The organism is Collibacillus ludicampi (assembly GCF_023705585.1).
GTDB lineage: Bacteria > Bacillota > Bacilli > Tumebacillales > BOQE01 > Collibacillus > Collibacillus ludicampi.
Genome location: NZ_BOQE01000002.1, coordinates 46,591 through 61,939, shown reverse-complemented (window position 1 = coordinate 61,939; position 15,349 = coordinate 46,591). Strand labels below are relative to the sequence as shown.

At 45.8% G+C, this 15,349-nt stretch carries 21 protein-coding genes; 20 read left to right on the top strand and 1 reads right to left on the bottom strand.

The genetic code is table 11. The features are described 5' to 3' along the window. Positions 1-1,153: 1,153 nt before the first annotated feature. The 16 genes from DNHGIG_RS20700 to DNHGIG_RS20625 all read left to right on the top strand — a co-directional run bounded on the left by DNHGIG_RS20700 (position 1,154) and on the right by DNHGIG_RS20625 (position 11,242). Positions 1,154-2,134, top strand: coding sequence for a superantigen-like protein SSL4 (locus DNHGIG_RS20700; RefSeq protein WP_282201560.1), 981 nt, complete (start codon positions 1,154-1,156; stop codon positions 2,132-2,134). 110 nt (positions 2,135-2,244) lie between these two features. Continuing rightward, complete coding sequence (locus DNHGIG_RS20695; RefSeq protein ID WP_282201559.1) at positions 2,245-2,814, top strand: CHC2 zinc finger domain-containing protein; 570 nt, start codon at positions 2,245-2,247, stop codon at positions 2,812-2,814. Further along, complete coding sequence (gene ssb, locus DNHGIG_RS20690) at positions 2,774-3,241, top strand: single-stranded DNA-binding protein (RefSeq protein ID WP_282201558.1); 468 nt, start codon at positions 2,774-2,776, stop codon at positions 3,239-3,241. Before DNHGIG_RS20695 ends, ssb begins: the two co-directional genes overlap by 41 nt. Before the next feature lie 97 nt (positions 3,242-3,338). Then, positions 3,339-3,602 carry a LysM peptidoglycan-binding domain-containing protein gene (locus DNHGIG_RS20685; RefSeq protein WP_282201557.1) on the top strand — a complete coding sequence of 88 codons (264 nt, stop codon included), beginning with the start codon at positions 3,339-3,341 and terminating at the stop codon, positions 3,600-3,602. A gap of 90 nt (positions 3,603-3,692) precedes the next feature. Then, the gene (locus DNHGIG_RS20680; RefSeq protein ID WP_282201556.1) at positions 3,693-4,808 is read left to right on the top strand and encodes a PD-(D/E)XK nuclease family protein; all 1,116 of its coding nucleotides are present in this window, start codon (positions 3,693-3,695) and stop codon (positions 4,806-4,808) included. After that, positions 4,762-5,043: a hypothetical protein gene (locus tag DNHGIG_RS20675; RefSeq protein ID WP_282201555.1), complete on the top strand. Its 282-nt coding sequence runs from the start codon at positions 4,762-4,764 to the stop codon at positions 5,041-5,043. Before DNHGIG_RS20680 ends, DNHGIG_RS20675 begins: the two co-directional genes overlap by 47 nt. A 91-nt stretch (positions 5,044-5,134) precedes the next feature. Next, a complete protein-coding gene (locus tag DNHGIG_RS20670) occupies positions 5,135-5,299 on the top strand; it encodes a hypothetical protein (RefSeq protein WP_282201554.1) in 165 nt (54 codons plus the stop codon). 83 nt (positions 5,300-5,382) lie between these two features. Then, positions 5,383-6,531 carry a DNA polymerase III subunit beta gene (dnaN, locus tag DNHGIG_RS20665; RefSeq protein ID WP_282201553.1) on the top strand — a complete coding sequence of 383 codons (1,149 nt, stop codon included), beginning with the start codon at positions 5,383-5,385 and terminating at the stop codon, positions 6,529-6,531. A gap of 96 nt (positions 6,532-6,627) precedes the next feature. Continuing rightward, positions 6,628-7,029 carry a DUF4258 domain-containing protein gene (locus DNHGIG_RS20660; RefSeq protein WP_282201552.1) on the top strand — a complete coding sequence of 134 codons (402 nt, stop codon included), beginning with the start codon at positions 6,628-6,630 and terminating at the stop codon, positions 7,027-7,029. A gap of 51 nt (positions 7,030-7,080) precedes the next feature. Continuing rightward, complete coding sequence (locus DNHGIG_RS20655) at positions 7,081-7,464, top strand: hypothetical protein (protein WP_282201551.1); 384 nt, start codon at positions 7,081-7,083, stop codon at positions 7,462-7,464. An 82-nt stretch (positions 7,465-7,546) separates the two neighbouring features. Beyond that, the gene (locus DNHGIG_RS20650) at positions 7,547-8,503 is read left to right on the top strand and encodes a hypothetical protein (RefSeq protein ID WP_282201550.1); all 957 of its coding nucleotides are present in this window, start codon (positions 7,547-7,549) and stop codon (positions 8,501-8,503) included. Positions 8,504-8,601: 98 nt separating this feature from the next. Further along, the gene (locus DNHGIG_RS20645; RefSeq protein WP_282201549.1) at positions 8,602-9,348 is read left to right on the top strand and encodes a BRO family protein; all 747 of its coding nucleotides are present in this window, start codon (positions 8,602-8,604) and stop codon (positions 9,346-9,348) included. A 75-nt stretch (positions 9,349-9,423) separates the two neighbouring features. Beyond that, the gene (locus DNHGIG_RS20640) at positions 9,424-9,663 is read left to right on the top strand and encodes a hypothetical protein (RefSeq protein ID WP_282201548.1); all 240 of its coding nucleotides are present in this window, start codon (positions 9,424-9,426) and stop codon (positions 9,661-9,663) included. Between the two features lie 323 nt (positions 9,664-9,986). Continuing rightward, positions 9,987-10,355, top strand: coding sequence for a DUF6573 family protein (locus DNHGIG_RS20635; protein WP_282201547.1), 369 nt, complete (start codon positions 9,987-9,989; stop codon positions 10,353-10,355). A 91-nt stretch (positions 10,356-10,446) separates the two neighbouring features. After that, on the top strand, positions 10,447-10,950 hold the full coding sequence (locus tag DNHGIG_RS20630) for a hypothetical protein (RefSeq protein ID WP_282201546.1): 504 nt from the start codon (positions 10,447-10,449) through the stop codon (positions 10,948-10,950). A gap of 82 nt (positions 10,951-11,032) precedes the next feature. Beyond that, the gene (locus DNHGIG_RS20625) at positions 11,033-11,242 is read left to right on the top strand and encodes a hypothetical protein (protein WP_282201545.1); all 210 of its coding nucleotides are present in this window, start codon (positions 11,033-11,035) and stop codon (positions 11,240-11,242) included. 100 nt (positions 11,243-11,342) lie between these two features. Here the strand turns inward: DNHGIG_RS20625 and DNHGIG_RS20620 are convergent, their stop codons facing one another. Then, positions 11,343-12,158, bottom strand: a complete 816-nt coding sequence (locus DNHGIG_RS20620) for a hypothetical protein (protein WP_282201544.1) — start codon at positions 12,156-12,158, stop codon at positions 11,343-11,345. Between the two features lie 224 nt (positions 12,159-12,382). Here DNHGIG_RS20620 and hbs point away from each other — a divergent pair, with 224 nt between their 5' ends. The 4 genes from hbs (at position 12,383) to DNHGIG_RS20600 (ending at position 15,343) form a co-directional block, all read left to right on the top strand. Continuing rightward, positions 12,383-12,661, top strand: coding sequence for a non-specific DNA-binding protein Hbs (gene hbs, locus DNHGIG_RS20615; protein ID WP_282201543.1), 279 nt, complete (start codon positions 12,383-12,385; stop codon positions 12,659-12,661). Positions 12,662-12,931: 270 nt separating this feature from the next. Next, positions 12,932-13,507 carry a hypothetical protein gene (locus DNHGIG_RS20610; protein WP_282201542.1) on the top strand — a complete coding sequence of 192 codons (576 nt, stop codon included), beginning with the start codon at positions 12,932-12,934 and terminating at the stop codon, positions 13,505-13,507. Positions 13,508-13,523: 16 nt separating this feature from the next. Further along, positions 13,524-13,748, top strand: coding sequence for a hypothetical protein (locus DNHGIG_RS20605; protein ID WP_282201541.1), 225 nt, complete (start codon positions 13,524-13,526; stop codon positions 13,746-13,748). A gap of 215 nt (positions 13,749-13,963) precedes the next feature. Next, positions 13,964-15,343, top strand: a complete 1,380-nt coding sequence (locus tag DNHGIG_RS20600) for an S-layer homology domain-containing protein (RefSeq protein ID WP_282201540.1) — start codon at positions 13,964-13,966, stop codon at positions 15,341-15,343. Positions 15,344-15,349 lie beyond the last annotated feature (6 nt).

Here is a 15,349-nt window from a genome sequence, read left to right as displayed (position 1 = left end):
GTTCGTCTAGAAATATAAATGTCTATAGATTCTACGTCTTGAAAATCAATTTTTAGATACTTATAATTTATTTCATAAGATAATCTTTTCCAAATGGAGCCATTCGCAAGGCGTGAAAATTTGGAAAAGACTCCATTTGTCCGAGTCGTTTTTTGCTCAAAAGCGATGGAAGGGCAAAAACATGGGGGCACGTTTGCCATGTGCACGCATGAGCAACGTGCACGCATCCCAGCAAGCAAACGTGTTTCGATGTGGACGGAACGGTGAAAAGGGACTGAGAAAAGTAACCGTTGGGGCCGACATCGATCTGGTGGAGGAAGCGAGCCCACCAGAGAAGAAACAACCTCACTGTTGCATAGTTACTTGTCTGCTCCAAGTAATGGACTGCCAGTGAGTGTACTATGCCGTAGGCCGAGCAACCTACAACCTCACTGTTTCGTAGTTGCTTGTTTCTGCTCCAAGCAATGGACCGTCTGTGAGGGGCACCCCGATAGGCTGAGCATCCTATCACCTGGTGTCTGTAAGGAGCATGGGGCACCTGCTCTTGAAGGGACGTCCTGTGTGACGACCGGATTATGCTAGAGCCCATGGGCATATCGGCTAATTCGAGATCTTAGCACAAACAGACATACCTTCGGTTGTATGGAACTCGAAACGATCCGAACAGGCACGCACAATCAACACTTTACACCAACTTCCCAAGTGAGCCGATTCGCGCGGCAATGACCGATGAGGAAGCACCCGGCGTTCAGCCATAGTCACTTTTGCTCAAAGTGGCGATGATTGGCGGAGTAGAACAGAGGGGGCGAGTTTGCGAGTAGGAATGAGCACCCTACAGGCATCCCGGCAAAGCAAACTTGTAACGAACTGAGGTGTGGTGGAAAGGGACGTTGTTGAGTAACAGGGGATTACTGCATAGAGCCCGTGGGCATATCGGCGTGATTCACTGTGAAAGACAATGGAATCGCCATCACTTCAGGGAGATGAGCGTCCATACGCTTATCGCAAAAAAGTTCTAGTGGTTACGCGAAAACACTAGACGGAAAACGAATAGACGATCCGCCTTCGGATCGGTTACCCCATCTGCAGGGGCGCTAAAAAATTTTTGGCCCCCGACGCAGGTAGGAGGGGGCCGAGACTGGAGGGTAAAAACATGGATTGGATCGTAAAAAAAGCGAAAGAAGAGCAGGAAATCGCTCAAAAAAGACGGGATCAGGCGTTTAAGAAGATCCCCTCGCAATACCACGAGTTTATCGTTCTCCTAGCGCAAAACAAGAAGATAGGAGAAGCAAAAGACGCAGTGCTTCCAGCTGAAGCGAAACGACTGGGAGTATGGCAATCACGAGACGGAGCGATATTTGTTCCGATCGAACTTCCATACTTCACCGTCGATGGACGCATTCAGATGGCGCGCGATGAACACAAAGAACAGGGCAAACGGTTGGATATTGAGACATATTACGACCCGAATACCAAGCTCTTTACTTGTAAGGTCGTATCGGAACTATACGGAACAGCTACGGCACACGCCATCGTCAATTTTGGCGGGAAAGGTGTCGATAGCACCAATCCAGTCGAGAACGCGGAGACATCAGCCGTTGGTCGTGCTCTCGGGAACCTGGCCTATGGGCTTTTAGGGACGGGAATCGCGACCTATGAAGAAGTCGCGGCTGCAACCGTCGAACAGCGGAGACTGGAATCACAACATGTTCCGGAACCCGAGTCTTCGTCTCAACCCGAAATGCCTGCTTCATCATCGCCACAAAGCACTCCTCAAAACACTCCACAAAAAGAACAGCCGACATCGGCTGAAGAACCTCCGAAAAACGATCAACAACACTCCACTACCCAAAAAGTGGGTGCCGAAAACTATGAGGGTGTTGTTACGATAAAATCCATTCAGTTTGATGAATCCCCCACAGGTAAAGGCTTGCTTGCGAAATTGGATGTTTTTGACATGACTGGTCAAGCGAAAACCTTGATTGCCGCGCAACCCTTATCCGATCAATTGGATATGTTGGGCCTTCCGGAAGGTGCAAAGATCGAAGTGACTGCACAACATATTCCGAGAAGGGACTATTGGTTGCTGTTGAATTTCAAGGTGGTACAAGAGCATGACCAGCAGATCGCATAAAAGCCCGATTCATCACGGCAAAGCGGAACAAAGGAATCTGGACTTGATTTATGTTGAGTCTCAGTATGCCTTGGTTCCGCTTTTTCATTTCTTCTGCGGAGGTGATCGCGATGTTTCATGGAGCAAGACAGGATGACCGTTGGTCGATTGTACGAATCGCTAGGGAAGCAGGAATTCAACTGTTCCCTCGCAGGAATCGCCCCGATCAATATGAAGCCAACTGCCCCTTTTGCGGCGATACGAAAAAACATCTTCAAGTCCACGGACAACGGGATGTATTCAACTGCTATCGCTGCAACGCGCAAGGCGGTGTGATTCGCTTCTATGCCTTGCTCCACAACATCAGCGAGGAATCCGCAAAGGAAGAGTTGCGTGGTGGAGATCGGGGACATACGACATTCAAGAGAAAAGTCTATCGCCATCCGGCGGAACGGTTAAGCGCGAAGGAAATCAAAGCGCTTGGTTTCCTGAAAGTCCCGAACTGGGAGGAACTGAAAAAGAAAGACCCGGCTCGGGCCAAGGCGCTTGCCGACTGGATCTGGCGCGAGAAGCAAGCCTATGACAAAGAATTGCAGCGGATGCAAAGGTTCGTGCTCAAGCACTTCCTGAACGCACCGCTCAACAAAGGGGAGGATCATCATGCTGAACAGAATCATTCTGATCGGGCGGCTAACGGCTGATCCCGAATTGCGATATACGCCTCAAGGAACGGCGGTGGCGCGTTTTACCTTGGCTGTGAATCGTCCTTATACCAACCAAGGTGAAAACGAAGCGGACTTTATTGATATTGTGGTCTGGCAAAAGCTCGCGGAGACAGCCGCACAATATTTGAAAAAAGGCCGTTTGACCGCCGTCGAAGGGCGTTTGCAAATACGCAATTATGAAAACAGAGAAGGCAAAAGGGTTCGCGTCGCGGAAGTCGTTGCTGATTCTGTGCGGTTCCTGGATCGAGGAGAATCCAACGGAACCAACAGTGGACAAGGGCGTTCGTTTGCGGATGATCGTCATATCGACATCAATGACGACGAATTGCCTTACTCACGTCGAAACAATGACCCATTTGAAGGTGGTCACATCGACATCAACGACGACGATTTACCTTTTTGACCTGAATGATTAAAAAAAGACCTTTCTTCGTCCCGCCATGACGGGGATCAAAATTTTGGTCCTCGCGCATGGGCGGGGACCGAAGGGAGCGTCAACAATGAAGATCGTAAAAAACGCATTAGGAGTTTTGATACTGACAGGGGCATTTGTTTGGGCGACTCACGAAAAGCCGGTCGAGATGAAGACCACCGTAGTTGTACAACCGGGAGATACAGTTTGGAGTATCGCCACCAAGTACAACGGCGGAGAAGCCAATACCGGTAAGGTGGTGGCTGCCATCGAAGAAGCCAATGGCCTTCATTCGGATGTCATTTGGCCTGGACAAGTCCTGAAAGTACCAGCTCCTAGCGATAACAACTAAATCGCCTTTCTGACTCCGGATGCACGGAGGGATTTTTCAAACGAAAACTATCCCCCGATGCATCTCGGGGGAAGAAGGGGAGTTAAAAACATGATGAACATCTTTTCTTTCAGTCGGTTGAACCTGTATGAAACCTGTCCGCGTCGGTTCTATCTCAAATACGTGGAGGGGATGGAGGAACCCCCGACCGAAGCGGCGGAACTCGGCAAAGCGGTTCACCGCTATATCGAACTGGTTCTACACGGGGAATCCGATCCCATGCCCATCGTTTTGAGAGAAGCGGCGGTCGAACTGAAAGAAAAAGAGATCCAAGACCTCGCGCTAAGATACCTGAAAAAACACGTGACCACCCCACTCCAACGCTACGAGGGACACATCCAGGTGGAACTCGATGTGCGAGGGGCCGCCTTCCAGGGATACATTGACCTGTTGGACGAATCGGGAATCGTTCCGGTGATTACCGACTTTAAAACCGGTCGCGTGTTTTACGAACCGAATGACAACATGCAATTGCTCATTTACGCATGGTTGCTTCACAAAAAGTACGGGTATGAAATCGTGGAAGCGCGTCTTTGGTTCTTGCGCGAGGCATACAAACGAGCGATCAAGTCTGTGACGTATACCAAAGAAGACTTTGAGTATGCGGAACAGTGGATCTATGAAACCGTGAACGAGATTTACGGAAAGCTCGTTCAAGTGGATATGGAGATCGTGGATGCGCTCGAAGCGTTCCCGCCTCGGCACGGTCATGCGTGTACGTACTGCCCGTTTGCCAAGCATTGTCGCCCGGATGTCGCGGAACTTCCGGACGAAATTACCGCGCAAACGGTGGAGGAAGTGGCGGGGAAAATTCTCGTACTGGAGCAAATCCTGGCGATGGCCAAAGAACAATTGAAAGCCTACGCCCAAACCAAAGGAGCGGTACGAGTCGGCGATGAAGCGTTCACGATGCGTCCATCCAGCCGTTGGACATGGCCGATGGAAGAGACGAAACAAGCGCTGGAGGAACTCGGTCAAGATCCCAATGAGTACCTCGCGTTTGATAACAAGTCGCTTCAATCGCTCATGCAAAAAGACGAAAACGCCAAGGAGAAGTTGAAAACGGTGGGCAAGGAGTATATCACCTATTCCTTTGTCCACATGAAGGCAGGTGATCCTCATGAAGAGAGAGCTGCAGTTCTCTCCTCACGCCGGACATCAGCTTAAAAAACGAGGCATTCCTAAAGACGTGGCCAAAACGATTGCCACGTATGGGCAACCGGTTCGAACAGAACGGATCGGGAATTGGATAACCCAAGTATTCCGCGGACAGTACAAAAGTCGTCCCGTTCATATCGTGGTACAGAGGGGATGGCTGATTAAGACCGGATACTTCGCGGACGAATGGGAATGCAACGTTCGCTTTCATGTCAAACGTCACCCTGGCGTAAAAGTGATCTAAAAAAACGGATGAAAAGGAGGGAACGCCCTCTGCAACGGATGATTGTTGCGGAGGGTGCCCTCCGGCAATCATCCGTTGTATGGCATTCACCATGGGAAAAGTCTATACGATCCAAGCGTTCGATGTTCTGAAAGGAAAATTCGCCTTTCGCGTAACCGACTGGGTTCAGTACGAAGGCGTCCGTTGGGCGAAATTTATATGCCAAGACGGTATCGAAAGAACCCTGAATGAACGCGAAGTGGATCTCTACTTATAAAACCTTCTCACTCACCCCACCCGGGGGGATGCAAAAATCTTGCGCCCCTCCGGGATCGGGGGCGCGGTGAGGAGCGTAAAAATATGAAATTGACACTTGAAAAATACACATTGGTCGAAGTTTTGAGCCTTGTCAACAAAGCGGTGCCCAAAAACACATCCCTTGTCGTTTTGGAAGCGGTCGAGATCCGGGCGGAAGGCGAATGGGTCACCTTCCGGACCACCAATCAGGAAGTGGAGATTATCGCCGGGGTTCCGGTTTCGATCATGAGCTGTGATGCCCAAGTCGATAGAGAAGGGGCCACATTGGTTTCAGCCAAGCACCTTCTGAGCATCGCCAAAAAACTCTCAAACGGCAAGGTGATGTTGGAAACCCGACAATCGGAAAATGGGCAAGTCCTGACCATTCGTTCCGGAAAGACGGAATTGGAGTTGAACGTGATCAGTGAACCTCTGCCGCAGATGTCACGGTTTACACCCAAAGTGGAAGTGACGATTCCGGTACACGAACTGAAAGCAGCGCTGAAAGCAGTCGGATACGCGGCAGCGGTCGATGATTCCCGTCCGATCCTGAAAAGCATACGGATGGACATTCGAGACGGGAAACTGGTGGCTGTGGCGACCGACTCTCATCGTCTCGCGAAAAAATCGGTGAGAGCGGTCGAGGGGAATGCCGAAAACATCATCACGCTGACACCGCCAGCTTCCGATTTGGTAGGGATCGTCTCTCTCTTGCCGGACGACGAACCGGTCAGGATTCTCGCGAATGACAGTGCCATCATACTCAAAACCGACACCATTCAAGTGACAATCCGAATGCTCGAAGGGACGTACCCGGACACGACACGGGTCATTCCCGGAGAGAAAACAAAAGCCCTTGGTTCCCTGACCATGAACCGCAAAGATTTCATGGAGGCCATCGAGCGGGCACTCATCGTTGGAGATCAAAACAAACTACCCAGCGTTCACCTGCTCTATGATGAAACGACCGACGGGCAACTTAAAATCGAATGCAAATGTGCCCTAGTCGGCTCCATGGTGGAAATGCTTCCGGTTTCACAGGGTAAAGGGCATGTGAAACTGCTGGCGAACGGCAAATACATCTTAGATGCCTTGCGTCCGCTTCAAAGCGAAAACGTGGTTTTGTACTTCTATGGAGAGCTGAAACCGTTTTTGCTGGATGAAGTGGAGTCTGAAGACATCTATTTGGTGTTGCCGATTCGACCTAACTAAAAAAAAACACACAGAAAGGGGGAGGAGACCTCCATCGAAGAGATGGAGGCCCTTCCCGGGTTCCCCATCTCTTTTCGGAGATGGGGGACAAGAAATATGTGTGATCAATGTAAAGATAAAGCCAAAGCGTGGCTGAAAGGGACGAGAAACGTTTCCTTCTGGCAAAAACAATTGCAACGCTTGATTGCTTCTCAAGCCTTTCTTCAAGTGGTGCATACCGCACACGCTGAATTGAGGGTACGGGAACGGTCAATATCGGATAGCGATATTTTAGAGGTCATCTTACACGGAGACGTGATCCACGTGTGGAATGGAGAGATGCTGATGTTCGGATACGTGAAAACCGCTCCAAAAACGTATCGTCCTTTGCACGTGGTCATTCGATTGGACGCCCTATCGTTAATTGTTATCACGGCTTATGACCCTCGCACGCAAGCGTGGAAGTGGAGCCAAGACTACAGAAGAAAGGTCTGCTTTTTAAACAAAAAGCATAGTTAACGCCGACCGTCGAAAACCGGTACAATGAGGGAACAAAGGAGGATGATTGGTATGAAAATCAATCGTCGTACGGAACACCCTCAACGTTACTCGGTTTTCGCGCGGTTAACGAAAGGAGAATATCAAGTGTTGGCTTTAAAAGCGGCCATGTACTTTGGTGGAAAAAATAGAGTATCCCAACTGCTCAGAGATGCGGTAAAGGCGTACAATCCCGAAATTCCAACGCCTTCTTGCTATCAATGCGGGGAACGGATGGAAAATACAACTATCACAAAACGGTTGTATAACGGGGTCACTGTCACGGACTTTCCTGCATGGACATGTACATGCGGAAACTGTACAACCAACCTTCATCTCGGGGCAGAAGTGGAAAAACAAGTCTTAAACATGAAACCCGATACGGTGATTTCATTTAACGATCTTTTAAAACTCTAACCCAATGGGATATACCCTCCGCAGGGGGTTCTACGAAACTAGGACTCCCTCTGCGGGGGGAGTCCGATTGGGGGAAAGAATTGTGTCGAAACAGAAAAAACAAACCACCACAAACCAATTGGATCTCTTCGATGTGTTGGAAGACATTCAATGGGAGGACGAAAAAAAGGCAGGAGAAAAACAGTCTCCTGAATCGCTGGTGGTTGGCGATATCGTCAAGGTCAAGACGTGGAACGGTGACATTTTAGTGGGTCGGTACGTGACTCGCGGGTTTTGGGATGGTAGGGATCTAGAACGTCCGACACATTACTATTTTGATGTGGACGGCAAATTCTTTGAGTTCAATCCCTATCTGAACGAATGGATTTACGTCGGGCACGACGACTCCTATCAACCGCCGCGAAAAGATGATTTAGTAGAAAAGCTAATTGAAAGGCTACGTAACGTTCCATATACCGAGCGTATCAACGCCTTTCATGCTTTTAAACAAGAGTATCCGTATCTCTCATACGAGTATCACCCATATGTTTCGGAAGCGTGGAGGAAGGCGATCGTTTCGGTCACAACCGAACAGGACGTTCTTGACGCAAAAAAAACCTATGCGTGGACGAGACCTGCACCAAAGTTTGTGCAGGAATATATTGCAAAACACATTTTCCCGTTAAAAGGGGAAAAGCGTTTGAAAGCAATATATCAAATGAGATGGTGTGACTGGAAATGTACGCCGAGAGGATACAAAAACGAGGGATGGTTTATCGGCTATTATCCTGATTTTGGTGGATACTCACATCCCGTACTACAAAAATTCATCGCTGAAACAACCAGTTTGGGAAATCTGAAAACTTTTGTTCGTTACATGCAGTATCAAACGAATCGGTTTGAAGAGAACCCGCCCGGTTTGTTCTGGCTTGAAGAAGACGGAGAGGTGTTAGAGGTTATGATACCGCTGGATTCTCAGCCGGCCGAACCACCACAAGAGGAAGAGGATGAACCTGAATTTGAAAACCATGTTGATGACGACTTTGAAGAAGCGTCATAACCGGAAATAAACGAAAGGGGGGAAAGGCCCTGTCGCTCTAGGGAAAGTATCTAGGGCGGCAGGAGCCGACCCTCATCCTTAGCGACAGGGCTTTTGATATGGAACAAACCCTAAAATTTGAGTTCCAGGGGCAATCCATTCGTGCGATTGAACGAGAAGGTGAACTTTGGTTCGTGGCAAAGGATATCGCAACGGTATTGGGCTATAGTAACCCTACGGTAGCGGTATCCAAGATTCTGACGAGGAATATAGAGGAGTTTAAAGGTTGCCAAGGTGTTACCAAGGTGGTAACCCCCGGCGGAGTCCAGGAGGTCACGATCCTAAACGAATTCGGACTCTACAGCTTTTGCATGTTGTCTCGTACAGAAGTCGCCACCCGGTTCCGGATCTTTGTTCGGAATCTCATCGTTGAATGGAGAAAAGCGCATATGACGCGGGAACCGGTACCGAGTCCGGTAAAACCCGCACCGATTGTCGAACACATCGAAGACGCATTGATTCTTGCGATTCAGCAGATCAAAGAGCTTCGACTAAAGCAGGAACAACAGCAAGAAGAAATCCAGCGCCTTCGATTGATCGTAGACAATACAAGAGCGCTTGCACCCTCAATCCTAAGCCCAAAAGAAAAAGCTGTGATTCGGGCTGAGGTGTCTCAACGCATCAAATGGCTGACACGAAACGGCTATATCGCCACGTTCCAGAAGCTCTATACCGCGTTAAACGGGCACATGCAAGTCTCCTCCTATATGGATATCCCTAGCGCCCGATTGGATGAAGCGATTCGTTTCATCCGGAACTGGAGGCCGGCCGGCACACCTTTGTTCGAACAGACACAAATGTTTTAACGCAATATAGAGAGGGGGAAAGGTCCCTGTAACATAGAGGGGCCTCAACCTCTCTATGTTGCAGAACCAAAAAGCATGAAAATAGGCACAAAAAGAAGGATCATTATCCGCATCAAGAATCCAAGCTATCGCATGTTAGAGGCGATTAAGTTTATCTTCGGTATGGATGCCAAGCTACGGATTCTCGCCAATGGAAAGAAAGAACTGGATGTAGATGTAACGGAAGAAGGTGTGGCTCCAGAAGAACTGATCGCTCTCTGGAAGCGAAAATACACCAAAAAGGAGACGTTCTACGTGATCGAAGTCACGGAATAACAGCCAGTTGAAAGGAGGAAACCTAGCGGAAATGCGCTAGGGAAAAACATGAGCGAAAGAAAAGACAACAATGGCAAACAAACAGGTGCCATTGAGTTGAAGTCGATTCCTTGTGACGAGTGCGGTTTCCCGATCTATTATCCGAAAGACGCAAAGGGCGTATGTTTCCCCTGCCCGAATTGCGGACATCGGTCGTGCTCGGGAGACTGAAAGGTCGTCCATAACTTCATAACCTCTTAACCCTCTCCTGCGTGTTGGGGGGGACTTTTACAAAAAACAAGTCCCTCCGAACGCAGGCGGGGGGACTAGAGGGAGAGAAGACAATGGATTTGATCTATGCATACACTCGCGAACAAGCGATTCAAGATGGGGTTCTCATCGACGTTTCAGAACTGGCAAAGGATGTGGGATTCCGCATACCGGTTGCCATTACCGCTACCGCTTGGAACACCTACATCGTACCGGACGAGAATGCTATCGAACACGGAGAAAGCGAAAATGGTCGTATGTGGGATGCGTTGCAAAAGTTGCGTTATACGATTCGTAAAAGCAAGCAATCCACCAACGAAATTCTCTTTGAGTTTTTCGTTGACCGGGATGGTGGGCTAACACTTGCGACTCTCAAAGCACATATCGGCCCTGGCGATCGCGGTGAACCAGTTCTGACACTCATGATGCCTAACGAAGACTAACCAACCAAATAACCTCTATCCCTAGTACCAGGGAGCTTCTTGAAAAAAACGCTCCCTAGGTACTTAGGGAGCAGAGGGAGTGTTAAAGAAAATGGAAGCCATATTTCAGCAGGTCAGTCTCTTTGAACTGGGCATGGACATGGAAGTCGTAGAATCCGAAAAAGAACCCCTTCAAAAGAGGAAACCCCGTTGGAATCCAAAAGAAAGGTCGTTCAATCGGCAAATTTCGATGGAGGAATACGACGGGTTTCCGAATCCGGAGTTGGTTCGAGACCTTCATTTAGCGATTGTAAAAAGAAAACGGATCTTCCACGAACCCTTTTTGGAGTTCATCGAAATTATCGCGTATCAGCCCTTCTTTGATTGGGGCGATAGGATGGACTATACGGTTAAGATTCGTGTAGAAGGAAGGCTGCCCTATGCGACTGTACTAGGGGTTGCCCTGTACAAGGAGGATCGCACAAAAAATGAAGGTCAACTGCTTTTCTTTGACTATCGACATCTTCAATTTGTAGAAGATCCGAAAAAACCGTGGGTATTTAAGTCTATCGAAGAAAAGACAACGTACCTGCAATGGGCTTCAAAGGGAATATAGAAAAATTTTAACAACCCCAAATACATCCCCTAGTACGGAGGGGCTAAGATTTATACGCCTATCCGGGAAAGGAAGATAGAAAATGACAGAACGTATCAAACTAACAAGACAGGAATACGAAGAATACAAAGAAAGCTATGAGAAGTTGCAAGCAGCAAAGTCACTTGTCGAAGTAAGAGCATGGGCGAAGAAATGCCGCTCGATACTTGAAAAAGCACAGGAAAGACAACGGCAAGAGGCAATGAAAGAAGTCCAAAAAGGACTTGATGAGCTTTCTGCTGCGTCGATCTAAAGAATAAAAGGCACTTTTTGAGTGCCCTTTCAGCGTGTAGACAAGTACCCGACAGGTAAATGGTCTACACGCTGTATTTCTTTTTGATTATTGATTAACTTTAAAAACGCAAAACGGACTCAAAATAATTCATTCCACCCCATACTTTGAATAACTGATCAGTTGGGTTAGGCCAGAAGTTTAAGTTAGGATAGAACCGATCCATCACTTTCCACTCATGATTGTCTGTTCTTGCGTATACCTCATATGCAGGAAACCGTTTTGTATCTCCTGCATATGCAGTCGCTGAACCATTGGTAAGAATATTAAAGTCGATGTCATATTCAATAGGCGGTGCCTTCCAAGCAAAAAAATCTCCCAAAGGATTACCTACATCTTCAAACGCATGAATATGTATCACATCATTGCTTGAATCTACCGTAAAATGCATTCCGCTAGTATCTGCTCTAGCAGATTTTAATACCTTACCATTTTTATCGTATTCAATTGTTTCTCCAACATAATCTACTACTTTTACTTGATGAGTGTTGAGATCGACAATAAACTCTTGAGATGTTCTACTCGATAAAGCATTTACATCAAATCCCCTGTTATCTCCATGAAACAAGTCATTATGGAAAGGTCTCGGGTCTGGTATTGTTTTTACAGGAATAAAAGCATTAATTCGAATTACTTCGTAATGGTGATGCTTTGAATTGATCTGATTTAAGAAATCAATGGCATTAATCGTTTGTTCCCGTGTGATTTTGTCAGGATCTCCTTGGGCATGGTCCAATAAAAAGTTAATTTCTTCGTTCATCATAGTTGGTAATGGGTTAGATCCTCCAGCATCTATTCTCGCGTAAGCAGGTACTGTGTAACTTAACAAAGATGTCAATGTCACAGTTGATAAGAATGCTAACACCTTTCTTTTCATATTTGTCACCCCTACCTTATGTAAAATATTCCTATTTTATTATACCTGTTATATTATGATAACGTAAAGTATTTTTTGATAAATCAATAAAATAAGTATCATCGCAATTATCTATAGTAAAACAGCAAACTGAGGCACTTTTTTGTGCCTTTTTGTTTTTCCTCTTCACGCCGCGCAAGTCTTGTTTTAAGCTGTTCATGATAACAGCAAAGGGGGAAAGTCTCATGAATAAAGCGGAGCTCATTGAAAAAACAGCGACCAAGGCAGGACTCACTAAAAAAGATGCGGAAACTGCAATCAATAGTATGCTCGAAGTGATCACTGAAGCCTTGGCTGAACGCGAGAAGGTACAATTGCCCGGCTTTGGTACTTTCGAAGTGCGTGAACGGGCAGAAAGAACCGGAAGAAATCCGGCAACAGGCGAGGAGATTACCATTCCAGCAACGACGATTCCGGCTTTTAAGGCGGGGAAAAATCTGAAAGAACTTGTACATAAGGCATAAAGAACGAAATTAAAAACCTCCGTCTAAATTTAGACGGAGGAATTTTTAAATAAGATTTTCCAAAAAACATTGTTCAAGTATAAAATTGTTATAAAAAGAAGAAAGGAAGGATGATATATCTTGATCGAGTTTATCATCAACTTTCTCAAGTACTTATTCAAGAATTTTTTCAAGTTTATCATCAATCTTCTCAAGTACTTACTCAAGAACTTTTTCAAGTTTATCTTCAACTTATTCAAATACTTATTCTGGAATTTTTTCAAGTTTAAAATGTATATCATCTATTCCTTTAATTCAGAAAAAGGAATAAAAGAATACAAAGAATCTTATAGAGCAATATCATTTGATGAATTAAAAACTAAACTTATATACCGCAAGAGTTCATTGGAAAGTACGAAAGCCCTCAATTCTCTCATTGGGAATACTTTAAAATACGTATTTACAGTTTTAACGTTTGTTATCACACTAGTTCAATCATATTCTACCATTATAATTGGTCAAACCGGTAATATAACAAAGAATGCAACACAAGCAGGCACCTTTATTTCGAACATTTTTAAAAGTGTATTTAACTTTACAACTAGCTCATTTGATTTAGCCACAAAACTTGTTATTGTTTTTCTCATAGTTTATGTTTATACAAAGTTACGTGAAGATTATCATAATCTACATATAATGATTCTTGAAGACATAATTAAAGAAAAAGAAGACGAGATAGAAAAGAACAAGGCAAAAAAAACCGAGGTGCATGAATATACAAAAAAGAGAAATCCGGGTGCCCGTTTCTCTTCATTAGATATACGGCAAACACTTCAATATCCAATAAATTCGATTTTCCATAGTTAAAGGTTGAGTGATACTTATGGAAATCGGCAATCGGCTGAGCGGCCGTCAAGGTACGGTGTACGAAGGTGTACAGGCAAGAATCGATGCGATCACAAAGCGTTATGTTCAGGTGTATTTTGATCGCGTAGTTACTGTTAACGGTATGAAACTTCTCGGCCAAGTGCTATCGAAATCAGCGGTTAAAAAATACTTTGATAACTACGAACAGTTGAGTTTATTTGACCATGACCAATGTTCCTGAACAGAGTTTCAAAACTCTGTTTTTTTATTTGTTCACGCCGATTTTGGAAGCCTCTGAGCGTTACCAGCGGGAAGCCGCTTCATAAGCAAGCTGGTAAAATCCGATCATTCCTTATATATCATATGAAACTATTGAGTTATAATTGGAAACCCTCATAAAATTTTACCAATTTACGTATTAGATAAAGAGGATATTTAATAAAGGAGGTAGAGACAATGAAAGGAAGAAAAATCGCGGCTACACTCTCTTCATTGGCACTGATTGCAGGTTTGAGTTCACCGGCTTTTGCCGATGATCACGGTCATCATCGAGGGCATTTCAAGGAAAATGATGATATGAAAGCTTATTCTTTTAATTTTGATGATGTAGACGGGAACTATGGTTGGGCGAGACAAGCCATTGCAAAATTAGCGAGCCAAGGAATTATCAGCGGTATTGATAAACATCATTTTCAACCGGGCGGGACGATTACACGTGCGCAGTTTGCAACCCTTTTAAGCCGGTATTTCCATCTGCAAGCAGCAAATGGCACTCAGCAAGATTTTCAGGATGTCTCGAACAGCGATTGGTTTTTCCCGTATGTTGAAGCTGCAAAGGATTATATGACAGCATTTACTGATCCAAATGGCCAATATTATTTTCAACCGGATCGTCCAGTAAACCGGGCAGAAGCTGCCGTCACACTGGTAAGAATATTACAAAATGAAAACCGTGTTCAACTCGTATCCAACGATCAAGCAAATACGATTTTAAGCAGTTATCAAGATGCTGGTTCGATTCCTGTAAATTTGCGCGCATATGTAGCCACTGCCATTCAATCAGGTGTGATGATCGGAGTGAGCCCTGATCGTTTTGATCCGTTAAGCAACTTAAACCGCGCGCAAGTAGCAGCACTGTTCTACAACATAGAAAATCAGTTAGAAGTTCCACCAGTTTCGAGCGGGACAACGGGTCTAACGGAAGTAGTACCCGGCTCGAATATAACAACAACAACATCAACAATAACACAAACCGGGACTGCTTCGGGGGCAGCGATTTACCTGAACGGTACTAAAATCTCAGGTACAAATTCGTTAAGTGTATCTGCTAACATACCTGTTCACCTTCTTGTAGAACCGGTTGATGCAAATGGAAACCCTGTTGTTGTCAATACAACAACAACTTATTATCTAAGTGATAACGGTGGAAATGGAACGTTTAGACAAGATGGGAACACGGTTTCATACGTGCTGATCCCCGCAGGCAGTTCCGGAGTTTATATTGATTATATAAACAGTCAGTCCGGTTCCTATAATTTAACGGCTACCCCTATTAGCATGCAATTATCAGCTCCAAGTTCCGTATTACATGGTCAATCCTATGCTTATACGCTCACGGTTCTCAAGAATGGGGCTGTCGATACAGATATCTATGGAACCTATACAATGAAAGTATCTACGACCGATTCGACCAATACGTCTTTCGTAACATCTGTGACATTTACAAATGGTGTCGCGCAGATTCCCGTATTACTGAATACAACGGGAACTCAAACAGTAACGGTCTCTAATGATCAACTTGGAATTACCGGCTCGATTACCGTCAATGTGCAGTAAACAGGA

Coding starts and splice junctions, on each gene's coding strand:
- DNHGIG_RS20640 (WP_282201548.1), top strand. CDS start 9,424: ATGAAAATAGGCACAAAAAGAAGGATCATTATCCGCATCAAGAATCCA.
- DNHGIG_RS20695 (WP_282201559.1), top strand. CDS start 2,245: ATGTTTCATGGAGCAAGACAGGATGACCGTTGGTCGATTGTACGAATC.
- hbs (WP_282201543.1), top strand. CDS start 12,383: ATGAATAAAGCGGAGCTCATTGAAAAAACAGCGACCAAGGCAGGACTC.
- DNHGIG_RS20670 (WP_282201554.1), top strand. CDS start 5,135: ATGGGAAAAGTCTATACGATCCAAGCGTTCGATGTTCTGAAAGGAAAA.
- DNHGIG_RS20675 (WP_282201555.1), top strand. CDS start 4,762: ATGAAGAGAGAGCTGCAGTTCTCTCCTCACGCCGGACATCAGCTTAAA.
- DNHGIG_RS20635 (WP_282201547.1), top strand. CDS start 9,987: ATGGATTTGATCTATGCATACACTCGCGAACAAGCGATTCAAGATGGG.
- DNHGIG_RS20625 (WP_282201545.1), top strand. CDS start 11,033: ATGACAGAACGTATCAAACTAACAAGACAGGAATACGAAGAATACAAA.
- dnaN (WP_282201553.1), top strand. CDS start 5,383: ATGAAATTGACACTTGAAAAATACACATTGGTCGAAGTTTTGAGCCTT.
- DNHGIG_RS20605 (WP_282201541.1), top strand. CDS start 13,524: ATGGAAATCGGCAATCGGCTGAGCGGCCGTCAAGGTACGGTGTACGAA.
- DNHGIG_RS20620 (WP_282201544.1), bottom strand. CDS start 12,158: ATGAAAAGAAAGGTGTTAGCATTCTTATCAACTGTGACATTGACATCT.
- ssb (WP_282201558.1), top strand. CDS start 2,774: ATGCTGAACAGAATCATTCTGATCGGGCGGCTAACGGCTGATCCCGAA.
- DNHGIG_RS20660 (WP_282201552.1), top strand. CDS start 6,628: ATGTGTGATCAATGTAAAGATAAAGCCAAAGCGTGGCTGAAAGGGACG.
- DNHGIG_RS20685 (WP_282201557.1), top strand. CDS start 3,339: ATGAAGATCGTAAAAAACGCATTAGGAGTTTTGATACTGACAGGGGCA.
- DNHGIG_RS20630 (WP_282201546.1), top strand. CDS start 10,447: ATGGAAGCCATATTTCAGCAGGTCAGTCTCTTTGAACTGGGCATGGAC.
- DNHGIG_RS20680 (WP_282201556.1), top strand. CDS start 3,693: ATGATGAACATCTTTTCTTTCAGTCGGTTGAACCTGTATGAAACCTGT.
- DNHGIG_RS20600 (WP_282201540.1), top strand. CDS start 13,964: ATGAAAGGAAGAAAAATCGCGGCTACACTCTCTTCATTGGCACTGATT.
- DNHGIG_RS20610 (WP_282201542.1), top strand. CDS start 12,932: ATGTATATCATCTATTCCTTTAATTCAGAAAAAGGAATAAAAGAATAC.
- DNHGIG_RS20645 (WP_282201549.1), top strand. CDS start 8,602: ATGGAACAAACCCTAAAATTTGAGTTCCAGGGGCAATCCATTCGTGCG.
- DNHGIG_RS20700 (WP_282201560.1), top strand. CDS start 1,154: ATGGATTGGATCGTAAAAAAAGCGAAAGAAGAGCAGGAAATCGCTCAA.
- DNHGIG_RS20655 (WP_282201551.1), top strand. CDS start 7,081: ATGAAAATCAATCGTCGTACGGAACACCCTCAACGTTACTCGGTTTTC.